The sequence below is a fragment of the Bacillus sp. 166amftsu genome, from assembly GCF_900107445.1.
Lineage (GTDB): Bacteria > Bacillota > Bacilli > Bacillales > Bacillaceae_G > Bacillus_A > Bacillus_A arachidis.
In genome coordinates this window covers 427,924-447,916 of the sequence record NZ_FNQA01000001.1, presented here as the reverse complement: position 1 = coordinate 447,916, position 19,993 = coordinate 427,924, and the positions used below count along the sequence as shown (strand labels likewise).

Sequence of the window (19,993 nt, the reverse complement as noted above, 5' to 3'; positions counted from 1 at the left end):
TGATACAAAAAAATAAAACGTTTTCATGAATAGAGTAAAATATTTAATAAATAAAGCCTTTTATCTATGTAAACTGACTAAATGAAAAGAGAAAAATGTAAGCGCTATTTTCAATTCTTATAAAATCTGCTATCATTCATTAATGAAAACGTTTGCGCCTGGGATTTTTTGATAAGAAAAATGAAATGGGGTAGCATGATGAGAAAACAATGGTGGAAAGAAAGTGTTGTATATCAAATTTATCCACGTAGTTTTATGGATAGTAATGGTGATGGGATTGGTGACCTTCGTGGAATAATTTCAAAGCTTGATTATTTACAGGAACTAGGTATAGATGTTATTTGGCTATCACCAGTCTATGAATCTCCAAATGATGATAATGGCTATGATATTAGCGATTATCGAAAGATTATGGATGAGTTTGGAACAATGAACGATTGGGACGAATTATTAAACGAAATGCATAAACGTAATATGAAATTAATGATGGATTTAGTTGTTAACCATACTTCTGATGAACATAATTGGTTTATCGAATCTCGCAAGTCAAAAGATAACCCGTATCGAGATTACTATATTTGGCGCCCTGGTACAGAGGGAAAAGAGCCAAATAATTGGGGAGCAGCTTTTAGTGGATCTGCTTGGCAGTATGATGAAGCGACAGATGAATATTATTTACACTTATTCTCTAAAAAGCAACCTGATTTAAATTGGGATAATGAAGTGGTACGAAAAGACGTTTATGAAATGATGGAGTTTTGGCTTGAAAAAGGAATTGATGGTTTCCGTATGGATGTGATTAACTTTATTTCTAAAACAGAGGGATTACCAACTGTGAAAACAGACAAAGAAGGTTATGTTTCAGGCCATCAATACTTTATGAATGGACCGAACATTCACACGTACTTACATGAAATGAATCAGAAGGTATTGTCAAAATACGATGTTATGACAGTTGGTGAAATGCCAGGTGTAACAACAGAGGAAGCTAAACTTTATACAGCAGAAGAACGTCAAGAATTACAAATGGTATTTCAGTTTGAACATATGGATTTAGATTCTGGAGAAGGGGGGAAATGGGACGTAAAGCCGTGTTCACTCCTTACGTTAAAGCAGAATTTGACAAAATGGCAGAAAGCTTTAGAACAAACGGGATGGAATAGTCTGTATTGGAATAATCATGACCAGCCTCGTGTGGTCTCTCGCTTTGGTAATGATAAAGCATATCGCATAGAATCAGCGAAAATGTTAGCGACGGTACTTCATATGATGAAAGGCACTCCTTATATTTACCAAGGAGAAGAAATTGGGATGACAAATGTTCACTTTGATTCGATTGATAAGTACCGAGATATTGAAACGCTGAATATGTACCGTGAAAAAGTAATAGAGAGTGGTGAAGATGAAGAACAAGTAATGCAATCGATTTATATAAAAGGGCGAGATAATGCGAGAACACCCATGCAGTGGAATGCAACGGAATACGCTGGATTTACTACCGGGGAACCATGGATTGGATTAAACCCTAATTATAAAGAAATCAATGTAGAACAAGCATTACAAGATTCAAACTCTATTTTTTATTACTACAAGAAATTGATTGAGCTTCGTAAAAAACATGAAATCATTGTGTATGGTACATATGATTTGATTTTAGAGGATCATCCATCTGTTTTTGCTTATATAAGAAAATGGAAAGATGAAGAATTACTGGTGATTGCGAACTTTACTGAGGATGAGTGTGTATTTAAAATACCGAAAGAGATAACTTATAATAGTTCAGAATTATTAATACACAATTATGATGTGCAAGATGAAATAATTGAGAGTATTGATTTACGGCCATATGAAGCGAGAGTGTATAAATTAAGATAATGAACAACACCCCTTTTAATTCGCATATTAAACATGCGAATTAAAGGGGTGTTGTTCATTTGTTACCTTTTTCCACCGCGAAGTATATATTCTTACGTGGCTCTTCCATTTTATGTGATATGCAATCTATGGGGAATTTGGATTTTGATTTATAAGCCTCGGCAGCCTCAATTACAACATTTACCATATACTAGATTTGTCGCATTCAGTATCTCAATTTGCAGCTTTATAGCTGTTCAAAAGTTGGCATACGAATTCGTAGAGCTAGAGTCACCTTTATTTTTTATCTTATCGCTTATAGCATATGGTTTTGTTGTTTATAAATCCGTGTTATTCTGGATTAAATATTTTACAGCCCGCTTAAGGAAGATAACAGATCAAGATGTAAAAATTCCTAAAATCGTATTTTTTTCAGTTGTTTTCTTGTCTCTAGGTACACATTTGTATTTTTATTTTGATTTCAAAAAACAATTCATGGCTTCAAGGCATATCAACATACCACAGTCTCAAAAGAAACCTAAACTTTCAAGAAAGGAAAAAAGACAATGAATTCACAACTTCACCCTATAGGCTGAAGGCACAAAGAAACTTATGATTTTCGGACGTAAACAACAAGTGGAAACAGATAATGTGAAAAATTTGATCAAGCCTTTATTTTGTAAAAGCCCGATTGATCAGAACTAATAATCAGTGGGGGATGAAGAAGCCCTCACTGATTAAAATTTCACTCTATATTTTACCATTTCAAAATTGAAAATCCATATGATGGAAGTGTAACCTGTAATGAGTTTGCCTCTGCAGAAAATTCTTCATTTGTATATAGGTTGACGATTTTTTTACTAGAGATATCAAAAGGTATAGGGGCGGATATTTCATTGTTTGTTGGATTTAAAACAATGAAGATTGTTTCTTCTCCATATGTCTTCGTATAAGAAATATAACCCTGTTCATCATTTGCTTCAATAAATTGAAATGCCCCATGGCTACCAAATGCTTTGTATTGTTTCCGTAATGAAATTAATGTTTGGATATGCTTAAATAATGCTTTATCTTGCTTATCCTCATCCCAAATCATACATTTTCGGCACTCAGGATCCATTCCGCCGTCCATGCCGATTTCATCACCATAATAAATGCATGGGGAACCGATGAAAGAAAGGTGGAATATATATAGTAATTTTACTTTATCTTTATTTTCACTACAGGTTGTTAAAATTCTCGGTGTATCATGACTGTCTAATAGATGAAAAGCAGCTTCGTTTACGTTCATGGAATAGGAGTGAAGAGAAGCTGTAATTTGTTCCATAAATTCACTTGCCCCAATTGTTTCGTTTGCAAAATAAGAATGTAGGGCATTGGTGACAGGATAGCTCATAACGGCATCGAATTGATCACCTTGTAACCATGGCAGAGCATCGTGCCAAATTTCTCCTAAAATATAGACCTCAGGGTTAATTGCTTTTACTTCACTACGAAATTCTCTCCAAAAGTTATGATCGACTTCATTTGCTACATCGAGGCGCCAGCCATCAATGTGAAATTCCCGTACCCAATAACGTCCTACCTCGAGTAAATACTCTTTTACATCTGGATGGGCAGTATTTAATTTTGGCATATAGGGTGTAAATGCAAAGGTATCGTAGTTCGGAAGTGGCTCTGTCACGATTGGAAACTCATGAATATGAAACCAGTTGATATAGCGAGATTGCTCACCTTTTTCTAGCACATCTTGAAATTTATCAAAAAAGTACCCACTATGGTTAAAAACGGCGTCTAGCATGACTTTTATACCACGTTCGTGGCAGGCGATAACTAATTTTTTGAAAGTTTCCTTCGTCCCAAATTGCGGATCAATTTCCATGTAGTCAATTGTGTCATATTTATGATTCGAGTGTGCTGCAAAGATAGGAGTAAAGTAAATTCCAGAAATACCGAGTTCTACAAGATAATCAAGCCGTTGAATGATTCCGGCAAAATCCCCTCCAAAAAAATTAGTAGGTGTTGGATCAGTACTCGCCCAAGGTAGTGTATCTACTGGATTACATGCAGGATCCCCATTAGCAAATCGTTCTGGGAAAATTTGATACCAGACTGTATCTTTTATCCATGAAGGTGCTTTAAAAACATCCTGTTCATGAATAAATGGAAAGCAAAAAAAGTTGCCCACATCACCATTAGGTGTTTCATGGAAAAAGCCACGTTCTGTATAGATGATCGTTTCCGTATTATTTTTTAGTTCAAACCCATATCGTAAGCGCTTAAAGTTTGGTTTGATTGAAATGAACCAGTAATCAAATAAATCTGTTGATCCACTTTTTTTCATTGGCATGTTTGCTGTGATCCATTTCCCATCTTGCCATTCATAAGGATCACCATGAATAAATGAGACGATATCCACATCATTTTTTTTTGTACGCAATCGAATATGAAGCGTTTCTTCATCATAAGCGTATGCGTAATTGTCTTTTGGTCTATGGTATATTGCTTCTTTAAACATATAGAAAATCCCCCTTTGATATCTCTATAAATAAAAACATATTGCAAACGATTGCTTTTGTTACAATTTTAATATTGCTTATAAGGGTAGTATTCATTTCATATAAAGTCAATGGAAAGAAAGAATAATGTCATAATTATTTCTGAAAAATACAGAAATAAAATATTTGCAAAATATATAAAAGAATGTATAATGAGAGACAAATAGCGCAAACGTTTTCATAGATTGAAAGATTGTTTGCGCTTCTATTAAACTAGTTAGTGCAAACGTTTTCATTTGTTGGATCAGTACATATAATTTAGGGAGGTTTTTAGGGTGAAGAAAGCATTATCATTATTAACAATTTCAACGTTGGCGATCGGTATGCTATCGGCATGTGGTCCGAAAGATTCAGGGAAAAAGGAAGCGAGCAAGGAGAAGAAAGATTATGATCTTCTTGTTTGGGAAGATGAGAAAAAGGGTGTCGGGCTAGATCCAGCAGTGAAAAGTTTTGAAAAGAAATATAATGTGAAAGTAAAAGTTGTAGAGGTTCAGATGACGAAACAAGTAGAAAAACTTCGTCTCGACGGTCCAGCTGGTACAGGGCCAGATGTTGTAACACTGCCTCATGATCATATTGGTAATGCGGTAACAGAAGGGCTACTTTCAGAAGTGAAAGTGGATGATACTGTGAAAAATAAATTTACAGATTTATCAATACAGGCAGAAACATACGATGGGAAAATGTACGGTTTACCAAAAGCAATTGAAACACCAATCTTTATTTATAATAAAAAGTTAATGCCAAAAGCACCAGAAACAATGGATGAGCTTTTTAATTTCTCAAAAGACTTTACGAAAGATGGAAAGTACGGATTTTTAGCATTAGGGGATAACTTCTATTTTGCGAATGCATTTATGGCAGGTATGGGCGGTTATGTATTTGGTGAAAAAGATGGAAAACCGAATCCGAAAGATATTGGATTAAATAATAGTGGTGCGGTACAAGGTGCTGAATATATTCAAAAATGGTATAAAGAAAAATTATTCCCAAAAGGAATTATTGGAGAATCTGGTGGGGCAGCTGCAGATGGATTGTTTAATGAAGGAAAAGCGGCATCTATAATGAATGGTCCATGGGCATTCCAAGCGATGGAAAAAGCAGGCATTGATTATGGGGTAGCACCGATGCCAAAATTACCAAACGGTCAACCGATGAAAACTTTTGTGGGTGTAAAAGGATGGCATGTAACTAGCTTTTCCAAACAGAATGATTTAGCAACAAAATTTACTGAGTGGGTAACAAATGAAGAGAACGGAAAAATCCGTTTTGAAAAAACGAAAGAAATTCCTCCTGTTAAATCAGTAATGGAAGATCCAATTATTAAAGAAAATGAAGCTGCAAAAGCGGTGGCAGTTCAATCAGAGAATGGTATTCCGATGCCGAATATTCCAGAAATGCAAGAAGTTTGGAAACCAGCTGGAGATGCGCTTCAATTAGTTGCAGCAAATAAACAAGAATCGAAAGCAGCACTTGATGAAGCTGTAAAACAAATTAAAGGAAACATTGAAGCAAATCATAGTAAGAAAAAATAAGATGGGATTCGTCTCTCTCGTAAAAGGGAGATACGGATTCTCTTCCTTCCAAGGGGAAGAAAAAAGGGGGAAGAAATATGCAAACATCCATTGAACCAGCACAGGAAGTGAACGGTTCAAAACACCGCAAAACAGCCGCGATGTTGTCAATTATTCCAGGTATTGGTCAAATATATAATAAACAATATCTAAAAGGTCTTATCTTTCTTGTATTAACAGGTTCATTTGTCGTAGCATTCGCTGATTTATTAAATATAGGATTGTGGGGAATTGTTACGCTCGGTACAGAAGTTCCTCGGGATCACTCTATTTTTCTATTAGTGAAAGGGATTTTAGCACTAATTGTTATTGCATTTGGATTAGGTATATATGCTTTTAATTTATATGATGCCTATCAAAATGGAAAAAAGCGTGATGTAGGAATACCTTTAAATTCTGTGAAAGAACAATATCGTAATTTATTAGATCAAGGTTTTCCGTATTTAATGGTTTCACCAGGATTTCTGCTATTAATCTTTGTTGTTGTATTTCCAATCATTTTTGTTATCTTAATTGGATTTACAAACTATGACTTATATCATTCCCCTCCTGCAAAATTGGTAGAGTGGGTTGGATTCAAAAACTTTATTGATATTTTTACATTACCAATGTGGAGAGACACGCTTTTAAGTGTATTCTCTTGGACTGTGATTTGGACATTCGTCGCGACTACTTTACAAGTAGCCCTTGGGATTTTCTTAGCAATATTAGTGAATCAGCCTGGTATTAAAGGAAAAGCAGTAATTCGTACGATTTTTATTTTACCGTGGGCTGTTCCAGCATTCGTATCCATTCTTGTCTTTGCAGGTATGTTTAATGAATCATTTGGAGCAATTAACAATCAAGTGTTAGCTTTATTTGGAATCGAAAAGATTGCTTGGATGACAGATCCATTTTGGGCGAAATGTGCTTTGATATTTATCCAAACATGGCTTGGTTTCCCATTTATTTTTGCAATGACCACAGGGATATTGCAATCGATTCCAGGGGAATTATATGAAGCAGCTACAGTAGACGGGGCAACGGCATGGCAACAATTTCGAAAAATTACATTGCCGCTTGTTCTATATGCAACAGCACCAATCTTAATTACACAATATACGTTTAACTTTAATAACTTCAGTATTATTTATCTGTTTAATAGCGGGGGACCTGCTGTGTCTGGGCAAAATGCAGGAGGAACAGATATTTTAATTTCATGGATTTATAAATTAACGATGACATCAGCACAATATGGAAAAGCAGCGGCACTTACGATGATTTTATCGTTAATCGTTATTTCAGTTGCATTATGGCAATTTAAGAGAACAAAATCATTCCAAGAAGAGGATATGATGTAAATGAATATAAAACGACAAAAGATGTTACGTCTCTCATTAAGTTATTTTGTAATTTTCATAATGTGTGTCATTATTTTTTATCCATTATTGTGGATTGTTGGTTCATCGTTTAATCCAGGAGATAGTTTATCAGGGTCAAGTATTATTCCGAAAAATGCAACGTTAGATCATTACCGAAAGTTATTAGATCTTTCACAAAGCAATTATTTACTTTGGTATAAAAATACACTCAAAGTAAGTGTTTTAACGATGATTTTCTCTGTACTATCCATTAGTTTTACAGCTTATGCATTTTCAAGATATCGTTTTGTTGGAAGAAAGAATGGTTTGTTAACATTTTTAATCTTGCAAATGATTCCCAACTTTGCAGCTTTGATTGCACTCTATGTATTAGCACAATTAACAGGATTAATTGATACACATCTTGCATTAATTTTAATTTATGTCGGCGGAGCAATTCCAATGAATACGTGGCTTATGAAAGGGTATTTTGATACGATTCCAAAAGAGTTGGATGAGTCAGCACGTATGGATGGGGCAGGACACTTCCGTATTTTTTGGCAAATTATTATGCCGCTTGCAAAACCAATTGTGGCAGTAGTAGCTTTATTTACCTTTATCGGTCCGTTTACAGATTTTATTTTAGCGAGCATCATTTTACGCACACCGGAAAACTATACGTTAGCGGTTGGATTATATGAAATGGTCGCGAAAAAATTTGGTAATGAATTTACAACATTTGCAGCTGGCTCTGTATTAATTGCAATACCGATTTCTATTTTATTCTTATCATTGCAAAAATATTTTATTTCAGGCTTAACAGCTGGAGGTACGAAAGGATGAGGATGGGACATTATGTCCCATTTCTCTTTTTTTAGGAGAAATTCGGGTTCATATGACATCGTAAGGGGAAAGATGTGAAAAAAATAGTATATTATAGTATAGGAAAATAAGCCTGTATCCCTTACAATACATGAAGAGGGAGAATATTAGTTTACATTAATATAATTTTTTTTGAGAAATGAAATAAAGTAATGGTAGCTTTCGTTTTCTCCTAATATCTGTGGAGTACAGAATAATAATAGATATGAATGAAGAATAAGAAGAGAGGAGGAGATTTAATGACAGTTACAATTAAAGATGTAGCAAAAAAGGCAAATGTTGCACCATCTACTGTGTCTCGTGTAATTGCTGATAATCCAAGTATAAGTGAAAAAACTAAGCGTCGTGTTCGTAAAGTAATGAGCGAGTTAGGGTATCATCCTAATTTAAATGCGAGAAACCTTGCGAATCAAACGACAAAAACAATTGGTCTTGTTATGCCGAGTTCTGCAAGTAAGGCATTTCAAAATCCATTTTTCCCAGAAGTAATTCGAGGGATAAGTTCCTTTGCACATGTTGAAGGTTATGCGCTGTATATGTCAACTGGTGAAACAGAAGAGGAAATTTTTAATGGTGTTGTGAAGATGGTACAGGGGCGTCAAATCGGTGGAATTATTCTTCTCTATTCACGTGAAAACGATCGTATTATTCAATATTTACATGAACAAAATTTCCCATTTGTTTTAATTGGAAAGCCGTACGAAAGAAAAGATGAAATTACATATGTAGATAATAATAACTATACAGCTGCAAGAGAAGTAGCGGAATATTTAATTTCACTAGGACATAAACAAATAGCGTTTATTGGCGGCGGCTCTGATTTACTTGTTACAAAGGATCGTTTAGCTGGAATGAGCGATGCATTAAAATTAGCAGACATCGTGTTGCCAAATGAATATATTTTACATTTTGATTTTTCAAGAGAGAGTGGTCAACAAGCTGTAGAAGAATTAATGGGTCTTGAAAAGCCACCAACAGCAATTATGGCAACAGACGACTTAATTGCCCTTGGGGTACTGAGTGCACTTGCGAAAAAAGGAGTTGCTGTACCGAAAGATGTTTCTATTGTGAGTTTTAACAATGCTTTATTATCTGAAATAGCAAGTCCACCGCTCACAACGGTTGATGTAAATATTTATCAATTAGGGTATGAAGCTGCAAAAGCGTTAGTTGATAAGGTGGAGCATTCTGAGTCCACTTCAAAATGCATTATTATTCCGCATAAATTACTGAAACGTCAGACTTGTGATCATTATGCGTAAAAAGCTAAGAGTGTTATCTCTTAGCTTTTTGTTTTAAAAATCTTTCTAAACGATCACAGCCTTCTTTCAGTGTTTCCATGCTATAAGCGTATGAAAGACGGAGATACCCTTCGCCATACTCTGAAAATGCCGTTCCTGGAACAACTGCGAGCCCAGCTTCTTTGACAAGATCAATAGCAAAATCAAATGATGAAGATGCGAGATTTCCAACATATGGGAATAAATAAAAGGCACCCGTTGGTTTTTCAACAGTTAAACCCATTTGAATCAGTCTGTTGTATACGTAATCACGGCGTTTTTTATATTGATGACGCATCATTCGCGGTGCATCTTTTGCTGCTGTTAACGCTTCAATTGCAGCATATTGTGAGATTGAAGTTGCACATGTAACGTTGTATTGATGGACTTTTAAAATATGCTGTGTTAAATAGCTTGGAGCAAATAAAAGACCGATGCGCCAACCTGTCATTGAATGTGATTTTGCTAGTCCGTTAATAACAATTGTTTTATCACGCATTTCTGGAAAATGAGCAATGGATATATGATTATCTTCATATACAAGCTCACTATAGATTTCATCTGAAAGAACGAAAATATTTTTATTTTTTAAAACAGATACAATATCTGTTAGTTCTTCTTTTGACAGTGTAACACCAGTTGGATTAGAAGGATAAGGTAAAACGATACATCTTGTTTGATCTGTAATTGCTTTTTGAATCGCTTCTGCTGTTAAACGAAATCCAGTTTCTCGAACATCTACAAACACAGGTGTTGCGCCGCATAGTCTAATAATAGGTTCATAGCCTGGGTAAATAGGGGCAGGTAAAATAACTTCTGTTCCAGGTTCTAAAATAGTACGGAACGTAACATCAATCGCTTCACTAGCACCGATTGTAACGATGGTTTCGTTTTCAGGTGAATAGTGTAAATCGTAATTGTCATTTAGAAAATGACAAGCTGCTTTGCGTAAATCTAAGAGGCCAGCGTTGTGTGTGTAGCTTGTATGATTTTCTGTAATCGCTCGTTTGGCAGCTTCTTTTACTAAAGAAGGCGTTGGGAAATCTGGTTGTCCAATTGTTAAAGAAATGAGATTATCATAGTTTTGAATCATATTAGAGAATTGACGAATACCAGAAATTTGGATATCCTTCACTCTAGGGTTAATGAATTGTTCCATTTTGTCTCCCTTTCTTCTGTTTGCAAAATTTCTTTTATTTTATCATAAATTTTATATTTTCGCTTTAGAGTGCATAAAAAAAGCCGCTTAAAGCGACTTTTTAGTACCCATATTCCCAATCTATTTCATCTTCATTCCAAAGAACTGAAGATACTTTTCCAAGGTATACAACAGATTCATTTACAGCGCATGTGCAATTTTCTTCACCAGCTTTATCTTGCAATTCTTCGTATACTGATTTCTCCACATTTTCGAGAACAACCAAATTTTCCTCTTTTAGAACAAGCGTAGTTCCTGCCATATTTATCTTCCTCCTACTAAAATAATGATTACTTATTTATAAACATAGATAGTATGGATTATATGCTACATGTTGTTATAGTTGTCCGTATATTGGACTATTTTTGTTTTATTCTTTAACCCGTATTCATTGTATACTGCATCATGGTAGTTTGGTACAGGGTTTACAATCATTTCGGAAAGTTGTAACATTTCTTAACGTTTATTCACAAATGATTTACAAATGTGTTAAGAAAAATCTAAATTTTAAAACAAAAGTGACTGTAAAATGATATAATCATATCAAAATACATGTAGAGGATGAAAGGGTATGGAGCTAATCCGTGACTTAATGATCCAAGTTGCTATCATTATTCTGCCACTGTTTTTATATGAAGCGATTCGTCTAAATCGCTATCAAGATATGCTTCCAAAGCCCAATCGCTACTTTATTATGTTTTTATCTAGTATTACGCTTGTTCTTTCTGTGACGTATCCGATTTGCTTTGGTGATTTGTGTGGTTATAATTTCTATCCGATTCCAATTATTAGTGCTTTTTTGTATGGTGGGATTGCAGGGGTTATCCCAGCTTTTATCTTTGTTATATACGAATGGTTTTTGAATGGTTTACAGTGGTTTCGGATAATAGAAGTTTTATGTATTGCGATTATTCCTTTATTATTATCAAAAAAGTGGTCTGTTTTCCCAAGAGAGAAAAAACTCATTTTAGCTCTTATTATTTCATCTTTGTACGCTCTGATCAGTTTAGCATGTAGTATGTTTGGAATTTTACTGAGAGTAGGCTTTACGCCACCTATGTCGCATTTATATAGTGGATACATATTTGCTTCCCTTATTATGGTTATGACAATGGTATTTCAAGTGTATTTAACAGAGTATTTAAACGAAAATGCATTGTTACGTACAGAAATGCAAAAATCTGAAAAGCTAAACATTGTAAGTGAGCTAGCGGCAAGTGTAGCGCATGAAGTTCGAAATCCACTTACAGTTGTTCGTGGTTTTATTCAGCTATTAGAGAGTACAGAAGATATGAAGAATAAAGAATATATGCGTCTTGTACTAGCTGAACTTGATCGGGCTGAACAAATTATTTCAGATTACTTAAATTTAGCTAGGCCGCAAATTGAAACAAAGGAACGTATATGTTTATCAGCGCAACTCATAGAAATGACTACTTTAATGTCTTCATTTGCGGCTATGCAGGGCGTTTATTTACAAGTTGAAATTTCTGAGAACCTATATACAATTGGCGATAAGACAAAGTTAAAACAAGCAATTATGAATATCGTTAAAAATGGAATCGAAGCAATTCAAGAAAACAAAGGGTATTTAAAAGTAACCGCCATTCAAAAAGATAGTGTCATTATGGTACGAGTAAAAGATAGTGGCGTGGGAATGACGAAGGAACAGTTAGCTAGGCTTGGACAACCATATTATTCATTAAAAGAAAAAGGAACAGGCCTAGGGCTTATGGTTACTTTTAGTATTTTACAAGCACATAATGGTACGCTGGAATATAAAAGTGAGAGTGGAAAAGGAACAGAAGCAATTATTACATTACCAGCAGCTAGAAATAAGGAATGAAAGTTACCGATAGAAGGTAACTTTTTTATTTATCATAAGCTCAAGTGAAAAAACGAAATAACCCCATTCTTTTTAGTTGAGAGAATCCAGCCATGCATAGAGGTGGTCACTTTTTCTTCTTTGCATGAGTGACTTATATGTCGAAAAGCTAAAATGGATTTATATACGTAAAAGTGAAAGGAGTGTAAAGTTTCTACCTTGATGATGGAAAGCTAACGACGAATGTTGTACTTTATTCATTTGTTTTTTCTGGCTTGACTCGAATAAATAAATTTTTAAATGATTGAAATAAACCTTGCTCCTTTGAGGCGGCGATGAGTCGTTTTGTTTCTTGAATTTCACGAATGACTTGCATAAGCTGTGCATCTCGATTGTTATCTTTATTGTAAACATGATTGACAAGTTTGTTCATTTTTTCTTCTTGTTTTGATTCCCGCTTATACATATGATTCATTAATAAGTCCATTTTTTCTTTTTGCAAGGCATCTGTTTGAGCTGCATGATCAATAAGCTCTTGCAGCATTTCTCCCTGCTGGTCTTCTTTTACATAAACTTGTTGCATTAATTCATCTAGTTTTTCATCTTTTAAGCGGTTTTGTGTGATTAAGGTGGAGTTTTGATGAATAATTGCTTCATTTAATTGAGCAAGCATATCGAGTTTTAACATAAATTCTTCAAAATTTCGGCCCTCTTCTTTCGCGTGTACCTCTTGATTTTGTTTTACTATTGGTACAGGTGGACTGTCTTTTTCTTTTAAAATAATTGGAATGGTTTCTGTAATATCTTCTTGTAAAGTGGCTGCTCGTTCATGAATTAATTTTAAAAGCTTCAAATCATCCATTTTATATATACGAGCATCAGCGGTTTTGGTAATCATATAACCGTGTTGTTCTAAAAGTTGACTATATTTTCGAACTATGTGTTTCGGGATTCCTGTTTTATTTGTAACATCCTTCGTTTTATATGTTGCTTCCATGACATTTCCTCCCCAAAAAGTATCGTATGTACAAATTCCATTTTTTATTTGGACTTCCTTTGAAAAAGAATGTCGGAAGCCTAGAAGTTTTCTACATGATTAGCGAAAAGTTGCATAAAAATGAATGTTTTTGGCGTAAAGGAGAGGAAGGGATAAAATAATGTCTGAAAACATATAGAGAGGATGTTTGATATAATAACCTAGGAAAAGAAATTGGATCGAAAAACGGAGGTACATCTATGAAACAAATAAAAGGTATTATCATTTCAATTATTGCGATTCTTTCTATTTTGGTTGCTGTATATGAAGTATTTTCACCTACAGAATCAAAGAGCAAGAAAGAAGTTACATATGATCAAGTTTTAGAATTTCCAAAAGAACGCTATCCCGAGACAGGGAAACATATTGCAGATGCGATCAAAGCAGGACATTCTAAAGTGTGTACGATTGATCGAAATGGTGCAGCTGATAGAAGAAAGTTGTCTCTAGCTCCATATCCAGCAAAAAAAGGATATGATCGTGATGAATGGCCAATGGCAATGTGTAAAGAAGGAGGAAAAGGTGCACATATTGAATATATTAGTCCAGCTGATAATAGAGGGGCTGGTTCTTGGGTTGGAAATAAGTTAGACAAATATCCGGATGGTACTCGTGTGAAATTTGTAGTGAAGTAGTAGGTGAATGTAAGGAGATTTTACTTAAAGTCAATAGTAGAAGGAAGATGACGCTTGTGGAATTAACAATTTCCTATTCACAATTAATCGTGATGAATTATGATGGGGAACAGCCTTATGTAGAGTGGACGAATGAAGCTTTTGAGAGAGGATACGTCGAAGCAGAAGGTGTAGTTATTTTTGAGGCAATTTCTGATTATACGTGTGAAATAGAAGTATCTGTAGGAAAGCACATTGAAAAAGAAGGGGTAATAAAAACGATATCAGCACCGTTTACGATAGGGAATGAGGGTGTTTTTATACGCAGCATTCTTTCAAACACTTTACATATTCCTATTTCGCAAGGTGAATATGTGTTAGTGATGCAAGCCATGCCGCTTGAGAAACCAACGGATGATGAATTGTACAAGATACAATATGAATTGTTTTTCGAAGAGAAAGAGTGAAAAAGCCACGACATCGTGGCTTTTTCTTTATGCGTTTGTTGTTAAAAGGGAACGAGCTTCTTTCGCAGCTTGAACCATATGCTCTAAGGCAGGTATAACTTCTTCTGTTCTTCTTGTTTTTAAACCACAATCTGGGTTAATCCAGAAGTATTTTGGGTCACATACTTTTAAGGATTGTTCTACAATGGTATACATTTCATCTTTACTTGGAACACGAGGGCTATGAATATCATAAACACCTAAACCGATTCCTTTTTCATATGTTGTATGTTCTAATGTATGAATGAACTCACCATGGCTTCTTGATGTTTCGATAGAAATAACATCAGCATCTAAAGCACGAATCGCGTCAACGATATCTTCAAAGTTACTGTAGCACATATGTGTATGAATTTGTGTTTCGTTCGCTACAGAAGAAGTCGCTAAAAGGAATGATTGAACAGCCCATGTAATGTATGCATCCCAATTTTTTTCCTTTAATGGCATCCCTTCGCGAAGTGCTGGCTCATCGACTTGGATAATGTGAATACCAGAAGATTCAAGTAATTCAATTTCATGGCGAAGTGCCAATGCAATTTGATAAGAAACTTCCTTTCGTGAAATATCATTTCGAACGAATGACCAGTTTAGAATTGTTACTGGGCCTGTTAACATACCTTTTACAACTTTATTTGTAAGGCTCTGTGCGTATGCAGTTTCTTTAATTGTCATCCCATCAATAAAGGCAACGTCACCATAGATTACAGGTGGTTTTACGCAACGGGAACCGTATGATTGTACCCAGCCGTTTTTAGTGAAAGAGAAACCAGCAAGTCGTTCGCCGAAGTATTCCACCATATCTGTTCGTTCAAATTCACCGTGAACGAGCACATCAAGTCCAATTTCTTCTTGATAACGAATCCATTTTGCAGTTTCTTTTTCAATAAATTGTTCATATTGTTCATTTGTAATATCACCGCTTCGCCATTGTTTACGCGTTTGACGAACCTCAGTAGTTTGCGGGAAGCTACCGATTGTTGTTGTTGGAAGTATCGGTAATTGTAAAGCTTCTTGTTGCAAAGCATAACGTTGTTCAAATGGAAGAGGACGAGAGAAGTCTTCTTCTTTAAGCGTTGCACGTGCTGTTTTTACATCTTCACGATTACGTGCAGCTGAAGAACGTATAGCTTCATGGGCGCTACGGTAAGTAGCTAATTCAGTACTAACACTTTCCACACCTTCAGAAATTGCACGTTTAATAAGCGTAAGTTCTTCTAGCTTTTGATTTGCAAATGCAAGAGCACCAAATAATTCTGCTGATAAGTGTGTTTCTTCCGTTTTATCAATTGGAGTATGCAATAAGCTACACGAAGGTTGAATAATCCATTCTTTTGGTGTAACACGGTCCTGTAATGTTTTAAATAAAGAAAGAATGTCATCAAGATCAGCTCTCCAAATGTTACGGCCATCTATACAACCGAATGCTAAGATTTTGTCGGTTGGGAAGCCGTGCTCTAGAATAGCTCTTACATTGCCTTCTTTACCATGAACAAAGTCCAATCCAATGCCGGATACAGGGAATGTAATAATTTCTTTATAGTTTTCTTCTACGCTATCAAAATAAGTTTGTAGAATAAGAGATACATGTGGTGCTTCTTTGCGAATTGTTTCATAAAGTTCTTTTGCTTCTACAATTTCTGCTTTAGTTAAAGATGCAAAAATCGGTTCATCAATTTGTACGAAGCGTGCGCCAGCTTCATGTAATTCAGTTAATAGTTGTACATAAGGTGCAACTAGTTGATTTAGAATAGTAGCAAATTGATCTTCTTTATATCCTTTTGCTAATTTTAAAAATGTATAAGGTCCTAATATAACTGGTTTGCCGTCAATACCTAATTCTTGTTTTGCTTCCTCGTATAAGCGAAGCGGTCGATTGTCTTTTAAAGAAATATCTAATCCTTCTTCATATTCAGGAACAATATAATGATAGTTTGTATTAAACCATTTTGTCATTTCAGAAGCAACGTGATCTTTAGAGCCGCGTGCCATTGCAAAATATACATCAAGATACGAAGAAAACTCAGAAAAACGTGATGGAATAAAGCCAAGCATGTAGGCTGTGTCCAGCACATGATCATAATATGTAAAGTCGCCGATTGGAATTAAATCGATTCCTTTTTCTTGTTGAACTTTGACATGTTGAAGACGAAGTTCTTTCATGGTTGTTGAAAATTGCTGCTCATCGATCTTATTTGACCAAAAAGCTTCCAACGTTTTTTTCCATTCTCGGTGTAATCCAATGCGTGGATACCCTAAATTACTTGTTTGAATTGCCATTTAAATTTCCTCCCTAATTGAAAGTAAGCACTTCCGTTTACTCGGAAATGCATGTGACGAAAAGTATAAAGGTACAGAAAATAACCCTTTCTTCTCGTTTCTAACACCTAATCATCATCCGTGAGTCTATCAGTGTTGTTAAAATAGGCAGGTCTCCTGGCTTATGCTTTATACGATTTCTTTCACCTTCCCGTTTTCACAGTGGTATAGGAAAGAATTCTCTGCACTTACAGTGGCGGGACCGCGTTGGAATTTCACCAAGCTTCCCTTTTAAACACGAAATAAGAAATTCCATGTACCTATTTTCCTTTTGAAAGGAATTTAACAAGCAAATATGATATTGAAACAAATTCTAACATAATTTTTCGAATCTTGTCTACTGTTTTGAAATAAGAATATTTTAAAGTTTTAAATTATTGTTATCCTAAATATTATGAATAATAAGGTGTATAATGGGAGTGCCTTTTACAAAAATATGTTTAATACAAGAAGTTGTAAGAAGAGGAATGGGTTGGAAGATATATACCCGTGGATAAAATAAAAAACTGCTTATAAGAATCTAATTAATAGAGAGTCTTATAGCAGTAGAGGAGACGGTAAGCAATAGTAGGCCTACTATATATCTGTTCCAATTTCGGAAAGGCAACCAGCACTTGCATCTTTATGGAGTTCATTTAACCAACGTAATTCAACAGTAATATGTTCGATAACACTTTTTAAAATATAAAGTTGTGCACGTGGAACATTTTCTTTGCTATGTTCGTATATGGATTGCATCGTATGTAAATATTGAATCGTGTCATCCATCTTTTTTTCTAAAATAGGAATGATTTTTTTTTCATCACCAAAATGAGCGAATGATAGTGCTGAATAGATTGGCTTATATATATGATTTTTTGCTTCAAATTGTTTTAAAAGCAGTGTATGGAAAAGCTTTTTTCCCGTTTCAGTTATATGGAAAATGGTCTTATCTGGTCGGTTTGTATCTCGTACTATGTTTGTAACCGCAATGGCTCCTTGCTTTTCTAATTGTTCAAAAGCGTAGTAGAGGGAGCCTTTTGCATATTTAATATAACAATCCATTTGCCGTTCTTTCATTGTATGCTGTACTTCATATGGATGTTTGTCTCCTTCGAGTAGTAAGCCGAGAATGACTAGTTTCATACTCACGCTGTCTCAACTCCTGTAATTTAAACTTTATACATATTATAAACGGTATAACCCTTTCCATAAAGGGTTATACCGCTCCGTTTTATCATGTATTAACTTACTTGTTTCTGCTTTTTCTTTGTTCCAGTTGCAAGACGTTCTTTCCCCATCAGTGTAATGCAGATAATACTTAGAGTAGCTGGGATAAGTGCCCAGAAAAATGTATCAGCAATAGATATTGCGAGCGCCTGTTTAATTCCATCCAATATTTGAGGCGGGATTTTTTCGGTAGCATGTGGTGCTAATAAAAAGCTTGTATCTCCGCTTTTTGGTGCCATTTTTGCCAACTCTGGAGGGAAAATAGTTTCTAATTTATTTGTGAAAATATGATTTTGAATAGTCCCAAAAATTGTTACACCAAGAGTCATGCCGAGAGAACGGAAGAATGAGTTTGTTGATGTGGCAGAACCTCGGTCTCTCATTTCTAAGTTGTGAATAGAAGACATACTTAAAACAGAGAAAGAGAAGCCTACTCCAAGTCCAGCAAGAATCATAAAGACTGTTACGAGTACACGCGGTGTGTCCATTGTTAAAGTGCTGAGTAAATAGATACCAAGTATAAAGAAAATACCAGACACGATCATAATGTTACGGTAACTCGTACGCGAAGCAAATTGTCCGCCTGCTTGACTTCCAATTACAGAACCGACCATCATCGGGGTTAAAATTAATCCAGCATTTGATGCGGAACCCCCAAGAACACCTTGGACAAAGATTGGAATATAAACAGTGCAAATAATAAAAGCCGCTCCATAGAAAAAGGCAACACCTTGACTTGCTGCAAATAAAGGTTTTTTAAATAAATGGAAAGAAATAATTGGCTCTGTTGCACGTCTTTCTACGAAGAAGAAAATAATAAGCATAATAGCAAACGTAGCAAATAACCCAAGAATCATATTGGAATTCCATGCATATTCCTTACCGCCAAGTTCTAGTGCAAACATTAAGCAAATAATACTTATTACAAGTGTAATAGCGCCAGCCCAATCGATTTTTTGTTTTCTATATTGTAGAGATTCTTTGTAGTACTTGGAGATAAAGAAGAAGGAAATAATGCCTAATGGAATATTGATATAAAAGACCCAGTGCCAACTTATATACTCCGTAATATAAGCGCCTAATAAAGGTCCAAATACACTTGATGTTCCAAAAACTGCTCCAAATAGTCCTGTCATTTTCCCTCGTTTTTCTGGCGGGAATATATCATACATGATTGTGAAGGCGATTGGCATGAGGGCACCGCCACCAATTCCTTGAATTGCTCTGTAAATGCTTAACTGTTCAATGCTTGATGCTGTACCGCAAAGAATTGACCCAAGCAAGAAGAGAAGTAAACCGCCGATATAAAAACGTTTACGTCCGTACATATCAGATAATTTCCCGAAAATCGGCATTCCTGCCATCGTTGCTACCATGTAGGCTGATGTGACCCAAACAAATTTATCAAATCCTCCTAGGTCTCCAACAATTGTTGCCATGGCAGTGGCGACAATTGTATTATCCATTGCTGCCATTAAAATACCAAGTAATAATCCAGCTACAACAAACTTTGTTTTGCTTGCTTTGTTTTGAGATGTTTGTTCCTGCAAATATATTCCTCCTTTTATATAAGATTAACTGTTCTTTAAGAAAATCTAATTAGTAGTTTGTGCTTTAACTTGTCTTTATTATGTACCACTATAATTTTATGGTTGCTGTTATAAGGGAAGATAGTGTTTTCGTGCCATAAAGAATAGAAAGCATACATCATATTATAGTCAAATTTGACTAAAAGGCAAATTTTTTATTTTATAGCTTTTACTATTTAAGAAATAAAAGGAAATGAGTGACTGATGGAGTT

The 19,993-nt window shown here is 35.1% G+C and carries 16 protein-coding genes and 1 riboswitch; of the genes, 9 read left to right on the top strand and 7 right to left on the bottom strand.

All coding sequences use genetic code 11. The features are described 5' to 3' along the window. Window positions 1-198: 198 nt before the first annotated feature. Window positions 199-1,875, top strand: coding sequence for an alpha-glucosidase (locus BLV40_RS02495; RefSeq protein WP_090687324.1), 1,677 nt, complete (start codon window positions 199-201; stop codon window positions 1,873-1,875). A 33-nt stretch (window positions 1,876-1,908) separates the two neighbouring features. After that, entirely contained in the window at window positions 1,909-2,424 is a 516-nt protein-coding gene (locus BLV40_RS29040; RefSeq protein ID WP_090687322.1) for a hypothetical protein, read from the top strand. Window positions 2,425-2,611: 187 nt separating this feature from the next. Here BLV40_RS29040 and BLV40_RS02485 read toward each other — a convergent pair whose 3' ends face one another. Further along, the gene (locus BLV40_RS02485) at window positions 2,612-4,372 is read right to left on the bottom strand and encodes an alpha-glycosidase (RefSeq protein ID WP_090687321.1); all 1,761 of its coding nucleotides are present in this window, start codon (window positions 4,370-4,372) and stop codon (window positions 2,612-2,614) included. Window positions 4,373-4,687: 315 nt separating this feature from the next. Here BLV40_RS02485 and BLV40_RS02480 point away from each other — a divergent pair, with 315 nt between their 5' ends. The 4 genes from BLV40_RS02480 (at window position 4,688) to malR (ending at window position 9,470) form a co-directional block, all read left to right on the top strand. Continuing rightward, window positions 4,688-5,947, top strand: a complete 1,260-nt coding sequence (locus BLV40_RS02480; protein ID WP_026590148.1) for an extracellular solute-binding protein — start codon at window positions 4,688-4,690, stop codon at window positions 5,945-5,947. A gap of 77 nt (window positions 5,948-6,024) precedes the next feature. Next, the gene (locus BLV40_RS02475; RefSeq protein ID WP_026590149.1) at window positions 6,025-7,326 is read left to right on the top strand and encodes a carbohydrate ABC transporter permease; all 1,302 of its coding nucleotides are present in this window, start codon (window positions 6,025-6,027) and stop codon (window positions 7,324-7,326) included. Beyond that, window positions 7,327-8,169 carry a maltosaccharide ABC transporter permease MalD gene (malD, locus tag BLV40_RS02470; RefSeq protein WP_026590150.1) on the top strand — a complete coding sequence of 281 codons (843 nt, stop codon included), beginning with the start codon at window positions 7,327-7,329 and terminating at the stop codon, window positions 8,167-8,169. It abuts the gene before it with no gap. A 278-nt stretch (window positions 8,170-8,447) separates the two neighbouring features. Beyond that, on the top strand, window positions 8,448-9,470 hold the full coding sequence (malR, locus tag BLV40_RS02465; protein WP_026590151.1) for a maltose operon transcriptional repressor MalR: 1,023 nt from the start codon (window positions 8,448-8,450) through the stop codon (window positions 9,468-9,470). Window positions 9,471-9,483: 13 nt separating this feature from the next. Here the strand turns inward: malR and BLV40_RS02460 are convergent, their stop codons facing one another. Next, the gene (locus BLV40_RS02460; RefSeq protein ID WP_090687318.1) at window positions 9,484-10,647 is read right to left on the bottom strand and encodes an aminotransferase A; all 1,164 of its coding nucleotides are present in this window, start codon (window positions 10,645-10,647) and stop codon (window positions 9,484-9,486) included. A 100-nt stretch (window positions 10,648-10,747) separates the two neighbouring features. Then, entirely contained in the window at window positions 10,748-10,948 is a 201-nt protein-coding gene (locus BLV40_RS02455) for a hypothetical protein (RefSeq protein WP_026590153.1), read from the bottom strand. Window positions 10,949-11,257: 309 nt separating this feature from the next. On the opposite strand from BLV40_RS02455, the gene BLV40_RS02450 reads away from it, so the two are divergent. Beyond that, window positions 11,258-12,532 carry a sensor histidine kinase gene (locus tag BLV40_RS02450; RefSeq protein ID WP_090687316.1) on the top strand — a complete coding sequence of 425 codons (1,275 nt, stop codon included), beginning with the start codon at window positions 11,258-11,260 and terminating at the stop codon, window positions 12,530-12,532. 232 nt (window positions 12,533-12,764) lie between these two features. Here the strand turns inward: BLV40_RS02450 and BLV40_RS02445 are convergent, their stop codons facing one another. Continuing rightward, entirely contained in the window at window positions 12,765-13,508 is a 744-nt protein-coding gene (locus BLV40_RS02445) for a DUF3967 domain-containing protein (RefSeq protein ID WP_026590155.1), read from the bottom strand. Between the two features lie 239 nt (window positions 13,509-13,747). On the opposite strand from BLV40_RS02445, the gene nucA reads away from it, so the two are divergent. Both nucA and comJ read left to right on the top strand, forming a co-directional pair. Then, a complete protein-coding gene (gene nucA, locus BLV40_RS02435) occupies window positions 13,748-14,182 on the top strand; it encodes a DNA-entry nuclease (protein WP_026590156.1) in 435 nt (144 codons plus the stop codon). Between the two features lie 56 nt (window positions 14,183-14,238). Next, window positions 14,239-14,628, top strand: a complete 390-nt coding sequence (comJ, locus tag BLV40_RS02430; protein WP_139265447.1) for a competence protein ComJ — start codon at window positions 14,239-14,241, stop codon at window positions 14,626-14,628. Window positions 14,629-14,655: 27 nt separating this feature from the next. Here the strand turns inward: comJ and metE are convergent, their stop codons facing one another. The 3 genes from metE to BLV40_RS02415 form a co-directional block, all read right to left on the bottom strand. Beyond that, a complete protein-coding gene (gene metE, locus BLV40_RS02425; protein WP_090687313.1) occupies window positions 14,656-16,944 on the bottom strand; it encodes a 5-methyltetrahydropteroyltriglutamate--homocysteine S-methyltransferase in 2,289 nt (762 codons plus the stop codon). A 128-nt stretch (window positions 16,945-17,072) separates the two neighbouring features. Next, window positions 17,073-17,262, bottom strand: a riboswitch (cobalamin riboswitch). 297 nt (window positions 17,263-17,559) lie between these two features. After that, window positions 17,560-18,114: a PadR family transcriptional regulator gene (locus BLV40_RS02420; protein ID WP_026590159.1), complete on the bottom strand. Its 555-nt coding sequence runs from the start codon at window positions 18,112-18,114 to the stop codon at window positions 17,560-17,562. Between the two features lie 92 nt (window positions 18,115-18,206). Next, window positions 18,207-19,742 (bottom strand): MDR family MFS transporter, encoded by a 1,536-nt coding sequence (locus BLV40_RS02415; protein ID WP_090687311.1) that lies wholly within the window; start codon window positions 19,740-19,742, stop codon window positions 18,207-18,209. Window positions 19,743-19,993 lie beyond the last annotated feature (251 nt).

Excerpts from the sequence above, each read along its gene's own strand:
- BLV40_RS02495 (WP_090687324.1), top strand. The coding sequence starts at position 199 with ATGAGAAAACAATGGTGGAAAGAAAGTGTTGTATATCAAATTTATCCA.
- BLV40_RS29040 (WP_090687322.1), top strand. The coding sequence starts at position 1,909 with ATGCGAATTAAAGGGGTGTTGTTCATTTGTTACCTTTTTCCACCGCGA.
- BLV40_RS02485 (WP_090687321.1), bottom strand. The coding sequence starts at position 4,372 with ATGTTTAAAGAAGCAATATACCATAGACCAAAAGACAATTACGCATAC.
- BLV40_RS02475 (WP_026590149.1), top strand. The coding sequence starts at position 6,025 with ATGCAAACATCCATTGAACCAGCACAGGAAGTGAACGGTTCAAAACAC.
- malD (WP_026590150.1), top strand. The coding sequence starts at position 7,327 with ATGAATATAAAACGACAAAAGATGTTACGTCTCTCATTAAGTTATTTT.
- malR (WP_026590151.1), top strand. The coding sequence starts at position 8,448 with ATGACAGTTACAATTAAAGATGTAGCAAAAAAGGCAAATGTTGCACCA.
- BLV40_RS02460 (WP_090687318.1), bottom strand. The coding sequence starts at position 10,647 with ATGGAACAATTCATTAACCCTAGAGTGAAGGATATCCAAATTTCTGGT.
- BLV40_RS02455 (WP_026590153.1), bottom strand. The coding sequence starts at position 10,948 with ATGGCAGGAACTACGCTTGTTCTAAAAGAGGAAAATTTGGTTGTTCTC.
- BLV40_RS02450 (WP_090687316.1), top strand. The coding sequence starts at position 11,258 with ATGGAGCTAATCCGTGACTTAATGATCCAAGTTGCTATCATTATTCTG.
- BLV40_RS02445 (WP_026590155.1), bottom strand. The coding sequence starts at position 13,508 with ATGGAAGCAACATATAAAACGAAGGATGTTACAAATAAAACAGGAATC.
- nucA (WP_026590156.1), top strand. The coding sequence starts at position 13,748 with ATGAAACAAATAAAAGGTATTATCATTTCAATTATTGCGATTCTTTCT.
- metE (WP_090687313.1), bottom strand. The coding sequence starts at position 16,944 with ATGGCAATTCAAACAAGTAATTTAGGGTATCCACGCATTGGATTACAC.